General features: G+C 66.8%; 14 protein-coding genes. 8 read left to right on the forward strand and 6 right to left on the reverse strand.

Translation table 11 applies throughout. The features are described from left to right. Positions 1-252: 252 nt before the first annotated feature. Positions 253-507, forward strand: coding sequence for a GlsB/YeaQ/YmgE family stress response membrane protein (locus tag Q4G14_RS06145; protein WP_303360857.1), 255 nt, complete (start codon positions 253-255; stop codon positions 505-507). A 78-nt stretch (positions 508-585) separates the two neighbouring features. Here the strand turns inward: Q4G14_RS06145 and Q4G14_RS06150 are convergent, their stop codons facing one another. Then, a complete protein-coding gene (locus tag Q4G14_RS06150; protein WP_303360858.1) occupies positions 586-1,791 on the reverse strand; it encodes an aminopeptidase P family protein in 1,206 nt (401 codons plus the stop codon). A gap of 378 nt (positions 1,792-2,169) precedes the next feature. Between Q4G14_RS06150 and Q4G14_RS06155 the strand changes: the two genes are divergently transcribed. Both Q4G14_RS06155 and Q4G14_RS06160 read left to right on the forward strand, forming a co-directional pair. Next, positions 2,170-2,745 (forward strand): VPLPA-CTERM sorting domain-containing protein, encoded by a 576-nt coding sequence (locus Q4G14_RS06155; RefSeq protein WP_303360859.1) that lies wholly within the window; start codon positions 2,170-2,172, stop codon positions 2,743-2,745. A gap of 222 nt (positions 2,746-2,967) precedes the next feature. Next, positions 2,968-3,546, forward strand: coding sequence for a VPLPA-CTERM sorting domain-containing protein (locus tag Q4G14_RS06160; RefSeq protein ID WP_303360860.1), 579 nt, complete (start codon positions 2,968-2,970; stop codon positions 3,544-3,546). A 158-nt stretch (positions 3,547-3,704) separates the two neighbouring features. Here the strand turns inward: Q4G14_RS06160 and Q4G14_RS06165 are convergent, their stop codons facing one another. Beyond that, positions 3,705-5,006, reverse strand: a complete 1,302-nt coding sequence (locus tag Q4G14_RS06165) for a D-amino acid dehydrogenase (protein ID WP_303360861.1) — start codon at positions 5,004-5,006, stop codon at positions 3,705-3,707. A 243-nt stretch (positions 5,007-5,249) separates the two neighbouring features. Between Q4G14_RS06165 and Q4G14_RS06170 the strand changes: the two genes are divergently transcribed. Continuing rightward, positions 5,250-6,881 carry an MFS transporter gene (locus tag Q4G14_RS06170; protein ID WP_303360862.1) on the forward strand — a complete coding sequence of 544 codons (1,632 nt, stop codon included), beginning with the start codon at positions 5,250-5,252 and terminating at the stop codon, positions 6,879-6,881. Between the two features lie 49 nt (positions 6,882-6,930). Here the strand turns inward: Q4G14_RS06170 and Q4G14_RS06175 are convergent, their stop codons facing one another. From Q4G14_RS06175 to Q4G14_RS06190, 4 genes are all read right to left on the reverse strand, one after another. Beyond that, positions 6,931-8,373, reverse strand: coding sequence for an aldehyde dehydrogenase family protein (locus Q4G14_RS06175; protein ID WP_303360863.1), 1,443 nt, complete (start codon positions 8,371-8,373; stop codon positions 6,931-6,933). A 63-nt stretch (positions 8,374-8,436) separates the two neighbouring features. After that, positions 8,437-9,981, reverse strand: coding sequence for an ABC transporter ATP-binding protein (locus Q4G14_RS06180; protein WP_303360864.1), 1,545 nt, complete (start codon positions 9,979-9,981; stop codon positions 8,437-8,439). Further along, a complete protein-coding gene (locus Q4G14_RS06185; protein WP_303360865.1) occupies positions 9,978-10,790 on the reverse strand; it encodes an ABC transporter permease in 813 nt (270 codons plus the stop codon). The genes Q4G14_RS06180 and Q4G14_RS06185 overlap by 4 nt, the downstream gene beginning before the upstream one ends. Further along, positions 10,787-11,728, reverse strand: coding sequence for an ABC transporter permease (locus Q4G14_RS06190; RefSeq protein WP_303360866.1), 942 nt, complete (start codon positions 11,726-11,728; stop codon positions 10,787-10,789). The genes Q4G14_RS06185 and Q4G14_RS06190 overlap by 4 nt, the downstream gene beginning before the upstream one ends. A 105-nt stretch (positions 11,729-11,833) precedes the next feature. On the opposite strand from Q4G14_RS06190, the gene Q4G14_RS06195 reads away from it, so the two are divergent. From Q4G14_RS06195 to Q4G14_RS06210, 4 genes are all read left to right on the forward strand, one after another. After that, a complete protein-coding gene (locus Q4G14_RS06195) occupies positions 11,834-13,114 on the forward strand; it encodes a short-chain fatty acyl-CoA regulator family protein (protein WP_303360867.1) in 1,281 nt (426 codons plus the stop codon). An 80-nt stretch (positions 13,115-13,194) separates the two neighbouring features. Beyond that, complete coding sequence (locus tag Q4G14_RS06200) at positions 13,195-13,587, forward strand: response regulator transcription factor (RefSeq protein ID WP_303360868.1); 393 nt, start codon at positions 13,195-13,197, stop codon at positions 13,585-13,587. Continuing rightward, positions 13,580-13,861 carry a hypothetical protein gene (locus Q4G14_RS06205; RefSeq protein ID WP_303360869.1) on the forward strand — a complete coding sequence of 94 codons (282 nt, stop codon included), beginning with the start codon at positions 13,580-13,582 and terminating at the stop codon, positions 13,859-13,861. The genes Q4G14_RS06200 and Q4G14_RS06205 overlap by 8 nt, the downstream gene beginning before the upstream one ends. A gap of 23 nt (positions 13,862-13,884) precedes the next feature. Then, positions 13,885-16,536 (forward strand): ATP-binding protein, encoded by a 2,652-nt coding sequence (locus tag Q4G14_RS06210; protein ID WP_303360870.1) that lies wholly within the window; start codon positions 13,885-13,887, stop codon positions 16,534-16,536. Positions 16,537-16,578 lie beyond the last annotated feature (42 nt).

Consider the following 16,578-nt stretch of genomic DNA (forward strand, 5'->3'; position numbering starts at 1 on the left):
TCATAGGTCAGCGAAATATCGCGAAAACCGCATCAGCACCAGCCGCGCGGTGTTCAAGCCGGTGCCCATCAGCATAATGCGGGGTCTGATCGTCAACCCCTCGATTTCGTGAGGTGGTTAATTCGTTTCCGGCCTGTGGCGCGGCTGCATGTTTGTTTCATGTTTGTTTATTGGCGGAACTTTGCCGCCGGACGGCTCGTTAGCCCTGTATCTGGGGCCGCGCATCGGCGGCTTTTCAAAGGGGTAAGCACTATGACCACTCTTATCGTTGCGCTGATTATCGGTGCTATTGCAGGCTGGCTGGCCGGTCAGATCGTCAAGGGCCACGGGCAGGGCGTGCTGATGAATATCGTCGTCGGCATCATCGGCGCGGTGATCGCCGGGTTCCTGTTTCCGGCCATCGGCATCGGCAGCGTCGCATTGGGCGGGGTTCTGGGCGCGATCATCTTTTCGACCATCGGCGCCGTCATCCTGCTGTTGATCGTGCGGCTGGTAAACCGCGCCTGATCGCAGTCCGTGACCTGTATTTAGTGTTTCGTTTCAGATTTACGCCCCGCCCCCTGCAACCGGGGGCGGGGCCTTTCATCAGCCCACGACGTTGAAATCGGGACCATAGGGATAGCCGGTGATGTTTTCGTTGCCATCCTCGGTGATGACCAGAATGTCATGTTCCCGGTATCCGCCCGCGCCGGGCTGGCCGTTGGCGATGGTCAGCATCGGCTCCATGCTGATGACCATGCCGGGGCGCAGAACGGTGTCGATGTCCTCGCGCAGCTCCAGCCCGGCTTCGCGGCCATAGTAATGCGACAGCACCCCGAAGGAATGGCCATAGCCAAAGGTGCGGTATTGCAACAGGTCGCGTTCGGCAAAGAAGGCGTTGATTTTGGCCGTCACCTCGGCGCAGGAAACACCGGGTTTCAGCAGGCTGATGCCGTATTCATGCGCGGCGACATTGGCCTGCCAGATCGCCAGCGAGGCGTCATCGACGGTTTCGACGAACATCGTGCGTTCCAGCGCAGTGTAATAGCCCGAGATCATCGGAAAGGTGTTCAGCGACAGAATGTCGCCGCGTTCCAGCCTGCGCGAGGTGACGGGGTTATGCGCGCCATCGGTGTTGATGCCCGACTGGAACCAGACCCATGTGTCACGGTATTCCGCATCGGGAAAGCGGCGGCTGATTTCCAGCTCCATCGCGTCGCGCCCGGCGATGGCCACGTCGATTTCGCGCGCGCCCGCCCGCACCGCATCGCGGATCGCATAGCCGCCCACATCCGCCACCCCGGCCCCGGCGCGGATCAGTGCGATTTCCGCCGGAGATTTCAGCATCCGCTGGCGCATGGTGGCGGGGGCGATGTCGGTCAGTTGCGCCGGGTTCAGCGCCGCCTGCATCTGGGCGTGGCGTTCGATGGTCAGGTGATCGGCCTCGAACCCGATATGCTTGCCGGTGCCGGTGATCCCGGCCACCGTAAGCCAGAAGTTATCGCGCCCCCAGTCGGTAAAGGTGATGTTGTCACCATGGCAGCGCCGCCACGGCTGGCCCGCGTCGATGCCGGCGCTGATGGTCACGCTGGTGTCAGGTGTCACCACCAGCCCATAGGGGCGGCCAAAGCTGCAATAGAGAAAGCCGGAATAATAGGCGATGTTCTGCATCGAGGTCAGCACGACCGCCTGCACCCCGGCCTGATCCATCGCGGCGCGCAGCCCGGCCAGCCGCGTGTCGTATTCGTCTGCCGTAAAGGGCAGAGGTGCCTTGTGGCCATTGTGGAAACGATAGTTCTGCGGACGCTCCATCGCGGTCCCCCTGACATTCGGGGCCGCAAGGAAGCCCCGCAAGACTTCCCGGCGTGCAGGACGGATCGGCCAAGGATGCGGCGACGCCATCGCCGCGACCGTCCAGACAGGATAGCGCGATGCCTGCGCCGGTCAAGATGCAACTCATGCTGCGGCGCAGCGGATTTGAGTCGCATCAAATATCAGCTATTAACAACCATCAGTTGATGTGACATATTGCACAAATACCTGAGGTTTTCCTGTAACAAAATAAAAATGACGCAATAACAGTGGTTTGCTAAAATCAGCCTATGATGGTTAACTTTCGCTTTCTGACGTTTGGTTAATCCGTTAAATTAGCTGCGCGAACGTCTTGTGTGCTATTTGAAGGAGTCTTCAATGTTCGACAATCTGAAAGCTGCGGCCCTGGGTGCCGTCGCTGCCGTTACGCTGGCAGTGGCCGCGCCGCAGGCATATGCAGCAACCTACGACATGGTTGACGGTGGTTCCTACACCGTCACCGGATCCGACACCTATGCGGGTGTCATGGACCTGACGCTGGCTGGCTCGCTGGGCACGCTGACCGGCCCGGACAGCATCCGTGCCGATTTCACCGTGCTGACCTCGGGCAGCGCGCTGGCCGAGCTGGCGCTGACCAACTATGCCGCCAGCCTGTTCACCGGCCTGACGGCATCCTGGGTTGACAGCGCGACCAACGCCCTGCTGTCCAGCACGGCGCTGACCGCTGGCAACAACGTTCTGTCCTCGACCTTCGGTCCCGGCTCGCTGGCCCAGACCCTGGTTCTGAGCTGGAGCTCGCTGAGCGTTCCGACCACGGTCGCCCAGTCGGCGCTGAACCCGAACGTCACCTTCGACGTTGCCCCGGTTCCGCTGCCGGCCACCGGCCTGCTGCTGGTCGGCGCTGTCGGTGCCACCGCGATGCTGCGCCGCCGTAAAGGCGCGCAGGCTGCCTGATTTAAGGCCGCACTGAAAAGAAGCCCCGCAGAGCAATCTGCGGGGCTTTTTTTTGCCTGACGTGCATATATGTATGCGCTATTCGTCAGGTGAAAATTAAAGCTGCTCAAGATCAATAGCTTGCACAAATTAACCAATTCTTACACTGTCCACTTCCCAAATACATAACAGTTTATTAAAGTGCTGCATACGGACGCGCAATGTTCGCTTAAGGGGGTCCCCATGTTCGAAAAACTGAAATTCTCTGCTTTTGCTGCTGCTACTGCAGTGACTCTGGCTGTTGCTGCGCCTGCTGCTCAGGCTGCAACCCAGACCATCGTTGACGGCGGTTCCTACACCGTCACGCAATCGGGTGTCTTTTCCGGCACCATGGATCTGTGGCTGGCTGGTGCGCCCGGCACTCTGACTGGTCCCGGCCAGATCAGCGCCGATTTCACCATTCTGACCTCGGGCAGTGGTGTTGGCGAACTGGCCCTGACCAATTATGGTGCCAGCCTGTTCACCGGCCTGACGGTTTCGTGGCTGGATACCGCCACCAATGCCGTGCTGGCCACCGCTGGCCTTGGCGCCGGGAACAACACGCTGGCCACGAGCTTTGGCGGCGGCAACCCGCTGACGCAAACCCTGCTGCTGCAATGGGATTCGCTGCTGGTGCCGACCACGGCTGCACAGTCGCAGATGAACCCGGATGTCACCTTCGAAGTGGCTCCGATCCCGCTGCCGGCCACCGGCCTGCTGCTGCTGGGCGCTGTTGGCGCCACCGCGATGCTGCGTCGTCGCAAGGGCGAAAAAGCCGCCTGATTGGCGCGATAGCCGGACGAGAGGCCCCGCAGAGAAATCTGCGGGGTTTTTGTTTTGCAAACTCGTGCCCCAAGGGGCGTATTTGGGCAAACAGGAAGCCATTTGTCGCCCGAGGCCCCGCAGGTCATGCTGCGGGGTTTGTTTGTTTTGGGGATGGGTCAGGCGTGTGCCGGTTGCCGTGCCGGTGCGGCAGTCAGGCGGTTGCCGCGTTGATAGCGCGCATAGCCCAGATCGTCGGCGCGAATGTCGGTTGCCCGGCCCGAGATCAGGTCGGCCAGCAGGCGGCCCGACCCGGCGGCCATGGTCCAGCCCAAGGTGCCGTGGCCGGTGTTCAGGAACAGGTTGCCGATCGGCGTGGCACCCACGATCGGCGTCCCGTCTGGGGTCATCGGGCGCAGTCCTGTCCAGAAGGCGGCGGTGTTCAGGTCGCCCGCCCCGCCGAACATCTCGCCCACTGACAGCGCCAGCGTTTCGCGGCGGCGCGGGTTCAGGCTGAGGTCGAAGCCGGCGATTTCGGCCAGCCCGCCTACGCGGATGCGGTCGCCAAGGCGGGTGATCGCGACCTTGTAGGTTTCGTCCATTACGGTCGAAACCGGCGCGCGCGTCTGGTCGTGGATGTCGATGGTCAGCGAATAGCCTTTCAGCGGATAGACCGGCAGTTTGATCCCGAAGCGCCGCACCATCAGCGGGGAATAGCTGCCAAGCGCCAGCACATAGCGGTCGGCGGTGATCCGGCCCTCGCCTGTGCGCACGGCGGTGATGCGGTCGCCTGTCGCTTCGAGTGCCTGAATATCGACGCCCCAGCGAAAGGTTACGCCTGCCGCCGTGGCCATTTCGGCCAGGCGGTTGGTGAATTTGAAGCAATCGCCGGTCTCGTCCCCCGGCAGGCGCAGCCCGCCCGCGATCAGGTTCGCCGCATCCGCCAGCCCCGGTTCGGCGGCGATGCAACCGGCGCGGTCCAGCATCTGAAACGGGACGCCATCGGCGCGCAGAACCTCGATGTCTTTGGCGGCGGCATCGACCTGTTTCTGGCTGCGGAACAGTTGCAAGGTGCCTTGCGTCCGTTCATCATAGGAAATGCCGGTTTCGGCGCGCAATTCGCCCAGACAGTCGCGGCTGTATTCGGCCAGTCGAACCATGCGGCTTTTGTTGATCTGATAGGCAGATGTGGTGCAGTTGGCCAGCATCTGCATCATCCAGCCGATCCGCTGCCGGTCCAGTTTGGGTTGCACGACCAGCGGCGCATGGCGCTGGAACATCCATTTCAGCGCCTTCATCGGCACACCCGGCGCGGCCCAGGGCGAGGAATAGCCCGGCGACACCTCGCCCGCGTTGGCAAAGCTGGTTTCCAGTGCCGGGCCGGTCTGGCGGTCGATCACGGTGACATCGTGACCAGCGCGGGCCAGATACCAGGCCGAGGTCACGCCGATGACGCCGGCACCCAGAATGACGATCTTCATGGCTTGCACCTTTCCCTGTTGTTCCCGAAAGGATAGCCGAACGTGCTGAAATGAAATTCCAAAGACAGAGTGTCGCAGGCAGGTTTATCGAAGGATATTCGGTCTTGCGGCCACCTTGCCGGAATATTCTGCGAATGATTGCCTTTATGCGAAACATATCCCGGTTATTGCGGCGCAGCGAAGGCGAATCTTCGGTGGCTCAAGGGCGTTGCAGCCCGCCGCGCTGCGGCCTAACGTCGCGCCATGACTGAACGTGCCTCTGCTCTTGCGCCGCTGCGCTATCCGGCCTTTCGCAACCTGTGGGGGGCGACGCTGGTCTCTAACTTCGGCGGTATGGTGCAGGCGGTGGGGGCGGCATGGCTGATGACGCAACTGACCGACAGCGCCACGCTGATCGCGCTGGTGCAGGCGTCGAACACCTTGCCGATCATGGCGCTGGCGCTGGTGTCGGGCGCGCTGGCCGACATCTTTGACCGCAGGCGGCTGCTGTTGCTGGCGCAGGGGTTCATGGCGCTGGTGTCGATCCTGCTGGCGGTGGTGGCATGGCATGGCGGGGTTACGCCGTGGATGCTGTTGGGCTTTACCTTTCTGATCGGGGCGGGGCAGGCGGTCTATAACCCGCCGTGGCAGGCGTCGCAGGGCGATCTGGTGCCCCGGCGCGATCTGCCTGCGGCGGTGTCGCTGAACTCGGTCGGGTTCAATCTGATGCGCAGCGTCGGTCCGGCGGCGGGCGGGTTCATCACCGCGGCCTTTGGTGCGCCGGTGGCCTTTGTCATCAACGCGCTCAGCTATCTGCCGCTGATCGGGGCGCTGATCCGCTGGCGTCCGCAAGCCGTGCCGCGCACCATGACGCCGGAACCGTTCTTTGCCGCCGTTGGCGCCGGGCTGCGCTATGTCGCGCTGTCGCCGAACCTGATGCGGGTCATCGCGCGCGGGGCGCTGTTCGGTTTTGCGGCCATCGCAGTGCTGGCGCTGCTGCCGCTGGTCGCCGCCCGCCACCCCGAGGGCGGCTCGCTGGTGCTGGGCGCGCTGCTGGGCTGTTACGGGATCGGAGCCATCGGCGGCGCGCTGCTGAACCCGCGCATCCGGGCGCGGTTCAACAATGAAAACGTGATCCGCACCGCCTTTGCCGGATTCGCGCTGGCGGTGGCGACGCTGGGGCTGAGCGATTCGATCTGGGTGCAGGCCGCCGCGATGCTGCCCGCCGGGGCCTCATGGGTGCTGGCGCTGTCGCTGTTCAACGTCACCGTGCAACTGTCCACACCGCGCTGGGTCGTGGCCCGCGCGCTGGCCATGTATCAGACGGCGGTGTTCGGGGGCATGGCCGCCGGGGCGTGGGTCTGGGGCATGACGGCGGGCGTTTACGGGATCGAAACCGCATTCCTGTCGGCGGCGGGGCTGCTGGCACTGGGGGCGCTGATCGGGTTCTGGTTCACCGCGCCCGAATTCGGCGCCGTCGATCTGGACCCGGCGAACCGCTTTCAGGAACCGCAGCTCAGCCTTGATCTGCGGGGCAGGTCGGGGCCGATCATGGTGATGGTCGATTACCAGATCGACCAGCCCGACGTGCCCGAGTTCCTGCGCCTGATGCGTCTGCGCCGCGCCATCCGCCGCCGCGACGGGGCGCGCAACTGGGCCTTGCTGCGCGATCTGGAAAACCCGGCCATGTGGTCGGAAAGCTATCACATCGCCACATGGGACGAATACGTCCGCCACAACCTGCGACGCACCAAAACCGACGCCGAAGTGACCGAGTCCCTGCGCGCCCTGCACCGTGGCGACGGCGACCCACATGTCCACCGCATGATCGAACGCCACAACGTCACCCCCGCCGACGACATCCCCCTGCGCGGCAAGATGGAAATCCCGCACTGACAGCGGGCTTCCTGTTTGTCCAAATACGCATCTTGGGGCAGGGCGGCGCCTATCCGTGCCAGGCCGCAACGGTTTTCAGCACCGAAAAACCATACAGTGCCTCGAACCCTTTTTCGCGCCCGTGCCCCGACAGGCCGCTGCCGCCAAAGGGCAGCTCGACCCCGCCGCCTGCGCCATAGTTGTTCAGAAACACCTGACCAGAGCGCACCGCCCGCGCCAGCCGCATGGCCCGGCTGCCGTTTTCCGTCCAGACCCCGACAACAAGGCCATATGCGGTGCCATTGGCGATCTGTACGGCCTCGGCCTCGTCGGCAAAGGGGATGACAACCTGCACCGGACCAAAGATTTCCTCTTGCGCCAGCGGGTGATCGGGCGCGGCGCCGGTCAGCAGGGTGGGCGGCACATAGAACCCGCCCTCGGGCGCGCCTTCGACCATGCGACCTTGCGCCGCCACGGTCAGATCGCCGCCCCGGTCCAGATAGCCGGCCACCACCTGACGCTGGCGGGCGGAAATCAGCGGGCCGACCTCGTAATCATCGACGGCAGGCCCGACCCGCAGCGCGCCATAGGCCTTGGCCATGCGCGCCACGACCTGATCGTAAACCCCGCGCTGCACCAGAATCCGGCTGGCGGCGGAACAGGTCTGCCCGGCGTTCTGCACCCCCGCATTGACCAGAAACGGCAAGGCCCGGTCCAGATCAGCGTCATCGAACACGATCTGCGGCGACTTGCCGCCCAGTTCCAGCGTGACCGGCACGATATGGCGCGCCGCCGTTTCCTGGATCAGCCGCCCCACCCCGACCGAGCCGGTAAAGGACAGATGCCGCACGCCCGGATGCGCCGACAGCGCCGCCCCGGCGTCGGCACCCAGGCCCGGCACGATGTTCAGCGCCCCGGCGGGCAGGCCCGCCTCAACCGCGATGCGGCCAAAGGCCAGTGCCGTCAGCGAGGCGTCCTCGGCCGGTTTCAGCACCGCCGCATTGCCCATGGCCAGTGCCGCGCCGACGGACCGCCCGATGATCTGCATCGGATAGTTCCAAGGGATGATATGGCCCGTCACCCCATGCGGCTCACGCAGGGTATAGACGGTATAGCCGTTCTGATAGGGGATGGTCTCGCCCATCAGCTTGTCGGCCGCGCCGCCGTAAAACTCGCAATAGCGCGCCAGGGCAAGGGCGTCGGCCCGCGCCTGCCGCAAGGGCTTGCCCACGTCCAGAGCTTCCATCTGGGCCAGCTCCTCGGCCCGCTGCGCGACCAGTATCCCGATGCGGGTCAGCACGCGCCCGCGTTCCGCCGCCGTCATCGCGCCCCATTCGCCGGCCAACGCAGCCTCTGCCGCAGCCACCGCCGCATCAACCTCGGGCGCGCCGCAGCGGGCGATCCGCCCCATCGTTTCGCCCGTCGAGGGGTTCACCACCGGCAGATGCGCCCCCGCGTCCAGCCAGTGCCCGCCGATCAGATATTGCGCCGTGTCAAACCATGCCTTGTCCATCGTCCGCTTCCTGTTTGCCCAAATACGCATTCGGCCGTGCCATCACGCGCCACCGTCCATCGTTTACACCCGCCAATCGGCAGGGATCTGCGGCACCGCTGCCATCAAAGCCTGCGTGACCGGATGCTGCGGCGCGTCCATCACCGCTGCGGTGTCGCCTGTTTCGACGATGCGCCCGGCGTCCATCACCAGCACCCTGTCGGTGATGCCGCGCACCACCGACAGGTCATGGCTGATGAACAGATAAGACAGCCCGTGGCTGGCGCGCAGATCCGCCAGCAGATCCAGCACCTTGGCCCGCACCTGCACATCCAGCGCCGAAACTGCCTCGTCCAGCACGATCAGCTTTGGATGAATAATCAAGGCACGGGCAATCGCGATCCGCTGCCGCTGGCCGCCCGAAAATTCGTGGATGTATTTGCGCCCGTCGCGGGCCGACAGCCCGACCGCCTCCAGCGCGGCACCCACGCGCCGCCGCCAGTCGTCGGGGCGGCCCACCAGATGAAACGGCTCGGCCACCAGCCGCTCGACCCGCCAGCGAGGGTTAAAGCTGCCGAACGGGTCCTGAAACACCACCTGCACCCGCGCGCGCACCGCTGCGGGCATGGCGCGCCCGGCCCGCACCTCGTCCCCGCCCAGCCAGATGCGCCCTGCGGCCAGCGGGTCCAGCCCCAGTATCAGCCGCGTCAGCGTCGATTTTCCGCAGCCTGATCCGCCGACCAGCCCGACGCTTTCGCCCGCCGCGATACTCACGCTGACGCCATCCACCGCCCGCAGCCCGCCATAGTCGCGCACGGCATCCTGCACCCGCAGCACCGGCGCGGCATCGCGGGCCACCGCCACCCGGTGCGGCACATGGCTGGATGCCGCGAACAGCGCGCGCGTATAGGGGTGGCTCTGGTTGCGGAACACGGTTTCGGCGGGGCCGGTTTCGACGATGCGGCCCGCCTGCATCACCGCCACCTGATCGGCCATGCCTGCCACCACGGCCAGATCATGCGTGACCAGCAGCAGCGCCATGCCTTCGTCCCGCACCAGCCCGCGCAGCAGGTCGAGGATCTGCGCCTGCGTCGTCACATCCAGCGCGGTGGTCGGCTCGTCCGCGATCAGCAGATCAGGGCGCTCGGCAATGGCCAGTGCAATGGCCACCCGCTGACGCTGCCCGCCCGACAGTTGATGCGGATACAGGCTCAGCGGAAAGCGCGGCGCGGTCAGCCCCACCCGGTCCAGCCGCTCGCGTGCGCGTGCCATGGCTGCCGCGCGGTCCATGCCGTGCAGACGCGCCGCCTCGGCCACCTGATCGCCGATGGTCATCAGCGGATTCAGCGCCGTCATCGGTTCCTGAAAGATCATCCCGATGCGCCGCCCGCGCAGGGCGCACAGCTCGCGTTCGGGCAGGGTCAGCAGATCGCGCCCGTCCAGCCGCACCGCGCCCGAGGCGCGCGCGCCATGCGGCAGCAGCCCCATGATCGCCAGTGCCGTCATCGACTTGCCGCTGCCCGATTCCCCCACCAGCCCGGTGATGGTGCCGGGCGCAAGCCGCAGGTCCACGTCGCGCAGCACTGGCGCATCGCCGATGGTCACGGCCAGATCGGAGACCTCGATCACCGCATCACCCTCAGCCTTGGGTCCAGCCAGTCGCGCAAGCCGTCGCCCAGCAGGTTCAGCCCCAGAACGGTCAGCACGATGCACAGGCCGGGGATGACCGCGACATGCGGGGCCAGCGTGACCATGGTCTGCGCCTCGGCCAGCATCCGGCCCCAGCTTGGGGTGGGCGGCTGCGCGCCGAGGCCGACATAGGACAGGCCGGCCTCGGCCAGGATGCCAAGGCTGAACTGGATGGTGCCCTGCACGATCAGCAGGTTGGCGATATTGGGCAGGATATGTTCCACGCTGATCCGGGTCGCGCCCTTGCCCGCCACCTGCGCGGCGCGGATGTAATCCAGCACCCAGATCGGCAAGGCACCGCCGCGCGTCACCCGCGCAAAGACGGGGATGTTAAAGATGCCGATGGCGATGATCGCATTCACCGCGCCTGGCCCCAGAACGGCGGTCAGCAGGATGGCGATGACCAGCGCGGGAAAGGCGAAGATCAGGTCATTGCCCCGCATCACCACCTCGTCCAGCCAGCCGCCCCGGTTGGCCGCCGCGATCAGCCCCAGCGGCACGCCCGCGCCCATGCCGATGCCCACCGCAACCAGCGCTACCGCGATCGAGGTGCGCGCCCCCACCATCACCATCGACAGGATGTCGCGCCCCAGATGATCGGTGCCAAAGACATGCGCGGCGGATGGCGGGGCCAGCCGTCCGGCGATGTTCAGCGCCGCGACATCGCCCGGCGTCCAGACCAGCGACACCGCCGCCGCGATCAGCGCCAGCCCGGCCAGCAGGCCGCCAAGGATCAGCCCCCATCTCATCGCGCGCGCAGCCTTGGGTCCACGGCGGCATAGGCCAGATCGACGAGGAAGGTCACAAGGATCACCGCCGCCACCATGACCAGCACCGCCGATTGCACCACGATCAGATCGCGCTGGGTGATCGCCTGAAAGATCAGCCGCCCAAGGCCGGGCAGGTAGAACACGTTCTCAATGATGATCGCCCCGGCCAGCAGAAAGGAAAACTGCATCCCCATGATCGTCAGCACCGGGATCAGCGCATTGCGCAGCCCGTGGCGGCGCAGGGTCTGGCCGCGCGTCAGCCCCTTGGCCCGCGCCGTGCGGATGTAATCCTGCCCCAGCGTCTCGATCAGGGCCGACCGCAGCACGCGCGCCAGAATCGCCGCCTGTGGCAGCGCCAGTGCCACGGCGGGCAGGATCAGCGATTTCAGCGCAGCGGCGGGATTGCCCCAGCCCGGAAAGCCACCGGCGGGCAGCAGCCGCAGGTTCACCGCGAACAGCAGCACCAGCAGCATGGCGAACCAGAAATTCGGCAGCGCGATGCCCACCTGCGTTGCGCCGATCACCGCCGCATCCCCGGCCCGGCCCCGGCGGCTGGCGGCATACATGCCGGCGGGAAAGGCGATCGCCACCGCCAGCAGCAGCGCCATCAGCGCCAGCGGCAGCGACACCTGCAACCGCTCGGCGATCAGCCCGGCGACGGGGGTTTTATAGGTGAAACTTTGCCCCAGATCACCGCTCAGCACGCCGCCCAGCCAGGCGGCATAGCGCACCGGCCAGGGCTGATCCAGGCCCATCTGCGCCCGCAGCGCGGCCAGCGTTTCGGGCTGCGCGCCGGTGCCCAGCATAAAGCTGGCCGGATCGCCGGGAACCAGCGCCACCACCGAAAAAATCAGCGCCGAGGCCACCAGCAGGCTGATGCCAAGGGAAATCAGGCGGCGGATCAGGTATCGCAACATGGCCGCGACGCTAGCGCGCGACGCCGCGACGGTAAAGCGCGGCGTGATGTTTCGCGGCGGGGCGGGGTGAATTGACCTGCGCCGCGGCGCGCGCTTGAATGCGGCATGTCTATGCGCAGCCCTGCCGCCAGCCCCGCCGCCGCCTCTGGCCTGACGGGCACCCGTATCCGCGAACGGCGGCTGTCGCTGTCGCGGCGGCAGGCGGATGTGGCGCGGGCGGCGGGGATTTCGGCGGCCTATCTGAACCTGATCGAACACAACCGCCGCCCCGTCAGCGCCGATCTGATCGCGCGGCTGGCGCAGGCGCTGGATGTCCCGCCCGAGGAGCTGGCCTCGGGCCGCGAAGAAGCCCGCATCGCCGCCCTGCGCGAAGCCGCTGCCCGCCAGCCCGGCACCCCGGCCGAGGTCGATCAGGCTGCCGAATTTCTGGCGCGCTTCCCCGGCTGGGCGGCTGTGCTGACCGGGCTGTCGCAGCGCGCCGACCTGATCGAGCGGCGGCTGATCCACATGTCCGACCGCATGTCGCACGACCCTTATCTGCCCGCCGCGCTGCACGAAGTGCTGTCGGCGGTCACATCGCTGCGGGCGTCGGCCTCGATTCTGGCCGAGGGCGGCGATCTGCCCGCCGAATGGGGCGCCCGTTTCCGCGCCAATCTGCAAGAGGACAGCGACCGGCTGTCGGCCACCGTGCAGGCCGTCGCCGCGCATCTGGACACGTTCGAGGCCGAGGGCGCCACCTTTACCCCCACCGAAGAAGTCGAGGCATGGATGGCTGCCGGAATGCCTCTGGTTGCTGACAGTGCCGATCTGGCATCCGATGCGGCGCGCGCCATGGCCCGCGCGCATCTGGCCGATCAGCACCGCGACCGCGAGGCATTGCCGGATGCCGCGCTGCTGGCGGCGCTGGACGATCACGGCGATCTGCCCGCGCTGGCGGTGGCGCTGGATTGCGCGCCCGATCTGGTGATGCGCCGGCTGCTGGCGCTGCGTCCTGCGGGCTTTGCGCAGGCGGGGCTGCTGGCCTGTGACGGGGCGGGCGTGCTGGTGCAGCGTTGCCCTCCGCCGGGGTTTCCGCTGGCCCGGCTGGGCGACGATTGCGCGGTGCTGCCGATCTATCAGGCGCTGGCGCAGCCGCATGTCATCATCCGCGCCATCGTTGACGCGCCCGAGGGGCAGCGGTTCGACACCTATTCCTATGCCCGGCGCAGTCAGCCGCGCGGGCTGGACGGCCCGGTTCTGACCCGTGCGCAGATGCTGATTCTGCCCACGCCCGCGTCCGCCGTGGCGTCGTCCGGCCCTGTCACCGGCATCGGCCCGACCTGCCGCATCTGCCCGCGCGGCACATGCCCCGCCCGTCGCGAGCCGTCGATTCTGGCCCCGATCTGACCGCAGGGCGCAACCCGCGCTTTGACAGGCCGCATCGCCGCGCGCATAGTAAAACACGGAGGAAGCAGGAGGATAGCAGCGTGCCGCAGGCCATCGATATCCTGCTGGTCGAGGATGACACCAATATCGCCGTCGCCCTGACCTTTATCCTGTCGCGCGCGGGCTGGCGGGTGCGGCAGCATCATGACGGCGAGGGCGCGAACGATCTGCTGCGCGCAACCCGGCCGCGGCTGGTCATTCTGGACCTGATGCTGCCCGGCCTGTCGGGGGCCGAGGTGCTGGCCCGTCTGCGCGCCGATGCCGACGCGGATCTGGCCTCGACGCGGGTGCTGATGCTGACGGCGCGTGGCCAGCCGGAAAACAGCGCGCCGGGGGCCGATGCCTATCTGGCCAAGCCCTTTGCCAATGACGAATTGCGCGATCTGGTCGGCCGCCTGCTGGGCGAACAGGGGGCAGGGGGGCGCGATGCCTGAGGGGCCGCTGTTTCTGGAAAACACCGCCTATCGCCGCCGCCGCCTGCGCGACGCCGCCCGCGTCTTGCCGGTGCTGGCCTTTCTGGCGGTGATCCTGCCGGTCTGGCTGATCCCGGGCAGCGCCAGTTTCGCGGGCGGCACCATCTGGTTCTTTGTGCTGTGGGCCGCGCTGGTTGCGGCCATCGCGCTGCTGCACCGCGCGCTGATCCGCGCCGACCGCGCGGTGCGCGAGGCCGAAGCCGCCCGCCTCGGGAACATGCCCGATGAGGAATAAGCGGCGACAAAGGGGGGCGCGCCATGCCGTTTGAGGCGCTGGTTCTGGCCTGCCTTGCCTATGTCGCGCTGATGTTCAGCGTGGCCTTTGCCGCCGACCGCGCCGCGCAGGGCGGGCGTGTGCGCTGGCTGGATCATCCGCTGGTCTATACGCTGTCGCTGTCGGTCTATTGCAGCGCCTGGACGTTTTACGGCGCCGTCGGCTATGCCAGCCGCTCGGGGCTGGAGTTCGCCACCATCTACCTTGGCCCGACCGTGGTGTTCGCCGGGGCGTGGTGGGGGTTGCGGCGGCTGGTGCGGGTGGCGCGGACACATCATGTCACCTCGATCGCCGACCTGATCTCGGCCCGGTTCGGCAAATCGAACCCGCTGGCGGCGATGGTGACGGCGCTGGCCGTGGTGGCGGCCACGCCCTATGTCGCACTGCAATTGCAGTCTGTCACCCTGTCCTTCGCCGCGTTTACCACCGATCAGACGACGGAACCGGGGCTGACCGCGCTGTGGCTGGCGGTCGGGCTGGCGCTGTTCACCATCCTGTTCGGCACCCGCCATCTGGACGCCGACGAAAGGCATCACGGCGTCGTCACCGCCATCGCGCTGGAAGCGGTGGTCAAGCTGCTGGCGTTTCTGGCGCTGGGCGTGTTCGTGGTTTGGGGGCTGGCCGATGGTCCGGGCGACATCATCGCGCGGCTGGCCGCCGCCCGCGATGATCCCGCCACGGCGCAGGGCTGGCTGCTGCGGCCCGACCGCTGGACGGCGCTGATTATCGTGTCGGGTGCCGCCATCGTGACCTTGCCGCGCATGTTTCAGGTGATGGTGGTCGAGGCCGCCGACGAAAACCGGCTGCGCATGGCCGGCTGGGCGTTCCCCGCCTATCTGCTGGCCATGTCGCTGTTCGTCATGCCGATTGCGCTGGTCGGGCGCGACCTGCTGCCGCCGGGGTCGAACCCCGATCTGTATGTGCTGACCCTGCCCGCGTCGCAGGGCAATGACTGGCTGGCGTTGCTGGTGTTTCTGGGCGGCTTTTCGGCGGCGACCTCGATGGTGGTGGTCTGCGTCATCGCGCTGGCGACGATGATTTCCAACCACTGGCTGGTGCCGCTGTGGCTGGGCCTGCGGCGGCAAGGCGGGACGGGCGCGCAGGATCTGCGCGCCTTCGTGCTGAACGCCCGGCGGATCGCGATCATCGGCATGATGGTGGCGGGCTGGGCCTATCATCAGGCGTCGGGCGGGCTGGCGGCGCTGGCGGCGATGGGGCTGGTGGCCTTCACCGGCATGGCGCAGGTGCTGCCCGCGATGGTCGGCGGCCTGCTGTGGCGCGGCGCCAGCCGGCTGGGGGCCTATGCGGGCATCGGGCTGGGGTCGCTGCTGTGGCTGGCGCTGGTGTTCCTGCCCTCGATCGGCCTGCTGCCGCAACCCGTCTGGCCCGAGGGGGTGGACCCGCTGGCGGGCAGCATCTTTGTGTCGGTGTCGCTGAATACGCTGGTTTTCGTGGCGGTATCGCTGGCGGTGATTCCCGGTCCGGTGGAACGGATGCAGGCGCTGTCCTTTGTTCACGCGGTCGAGCCGACCTCGCGCTATGCCGCCGCCCGCACCGGCGGGGCCGAGCCGCTGCTGGCGCTGGCCCGCGATGTCTGGGGCGCCGACCCCGCGCTGCGCTTTTTCCAGACCGAGGCGGCGGCGCAGGGCAAATCCGGCTTTCTGCCCGATCTGACCGCGCGCTTCCTGACCCGGCTGGAACGGCGTCTGGCCGGGTCGGTGGGCGCGGCCACAGCCCATGCGATGATCGACCGCGTGGCGGGCGGCTCGGCGCTGTCGGTTGCCGATCTGATGCAGGTCGCGGGCGAGGCCCGCCGCGCGCAAGAGGAAACCCGCAGGCTGGAAATCGCCAGTGCCGAACTGGAACGCACGGCAGGCCAGTTGCGCGAGGCCAACGAAAAGCTGACGGCGCTGTCGGTGCAAAAGGACGCCTTTCTGGGCCAGATCAGCCATGAATTGCGCACGCCGATGACCTCGATCCGGGCGTTTTCGGATATTCTGAAAACCGACGATCTGCCCGACGCCGACCGCGTGCGCTTTGCCGGGATCATCCATGCCGAGGCCGCCCGCCTGACCCGGCTGCTGGATGACCTGCTGGACCTGTCCGTGCTAGAGGCGGGCCGCGCCACGCTGACGGTTTCGGTCAGCAACCTGCACGACCTGATCGAACGCGCCGTCGCCGCCGCATCCGCCACCCGCCCCGAGCGCAGCTTTATGATCGACCGGCAGCCTCTGGCGGAACATATGCCGGTTATCACCGACGCTGACCGGCTGTTGCAGGTCATCATCAACGTCATCTCGAACGCGCGGAAATATTGCGACGCCGAACGCCCGGTGCTGACGATCCGCGCCCGCAAGCCGCAGGGGCAGGGGCCAGAGATCGACATTATCGACAACGGATCGGGTATCGAATCCGACCGGCAGGGGCTGATCTTTGAAAAATTCGCGCGGCTGAACGATCCGGCGCGGGCGGGTGGCGCGGGGCTGGGGCTGGCCATCTGCCGCGAGATCATGGAGGCACTGGGCGGCAGCATCGACTATTTGCCGGGGCAGGGCGGGGCGGCGTTCCGCATCAGCCTGCCCGCCCGTCCGCCGGTGCGCCGGCCTGATGAGGATGCGGCGAACGGGGGCGGGTAACCAATTCTAAACCTCTTTCTGAAAGATTGCCCGCAGACGACA

The organism is Paracoccus sp. (in: a-proteobacteria), from assembly GCF_030538755.1.
Lineage (GTDB): Bacteria > Pseudomonadota > Alphaproteobacteria > Rhodobacterales > Rhodobacteraceae > Paracoccus.

Bases quoted from the DNA above. Each gene is read 5' to 3' on its own strand.
- Q4G14_RS06155 (WP_303360859.1), top strand. From the start codon at position 2,170: ATGTTCGACAATCTGAAAGCTGCGGCCCTGGGTGCCGTCGCTGCCGTT.
- Q4G14_RS06185 (WP_303360865.1), bottom strand. From the start codon at position 10,790: ATGAGATGGGGGCTGATCCTTGGCGGCCTGCTGGCCGGGCTGGCGCTG.
- Q4G14_RS06165 (WP_303360861.1), bottom strand. From the start codon at position 5,006: ATGAAGATCGTCATTCTGGGTGCCGGCGTCATCGGCGTGACCTCGGCC.
- Q4G14_RS06150 (WP_303360858.1), bottom strand. From the start codon at position 1,791: ATGGAGCGTCCGCAGAACTATCGTTTCCACAATGGCCACAAGGCACCT.
- Q4G14_RS06190 (WP_303360866.1), bottom strand. From the start codon at position 11,728: ATGTTGCGATACCTGATCCGCCGCCTGATTTCCCTTGGCATCAGCCTG.
- Q4G14_RS06145 (WP_303360857.1), top strand. From the start codon at position 253: ATGACCACTCTTATCGTTGCGCTGATTATCGGTGCTATTGCAGGCTGG.
- Q4G14_RS06205 (WP_303360869.1), top strand. From the start codon at position 13,580: ATGCCTGAGGGGCCGCTGTTTCTGGAAAACACCGCCTATCGCCGCCGC.
- Q4G14_RS06160 (WP_303360860.1), top strand. From the start codon at position 2,968: ATGTTCGAAAAACTGAAATTCTCTGCTTTTGCTGCTGCTACTGCAGTG.
- Q4G14_RS06175 (WP_303360863.1), bottom strand. From the start codon at position 8,373: ATGGACAAGGCATGGTTTGACACGGCGCAATATCTGATCGGCGGGCAC.
- Q4G14_RS06210 (WP_303360870.1), top strand. From the start codon at position 13,885: ATGCCGTTTGAGGCGCTGGTTCTGGCCTGCCTTGCCTATGTCGCGCTG.
- Q4G14_RS06195 (WP_303360867.1), top strand. From the start codon at position 11,834: ATGTCTATGCGCAGCCCTGCCGCCAGCCCCGCCGCCGCCTCTGGCCTG.
- Q4G14_RS06170 (WP_303360862.1), top strand. From the start codon at position 5,250: ATGACTGAACGTGCCTCTGCTCTTGCGCCGCTGCGCTATCCGGCCTTT.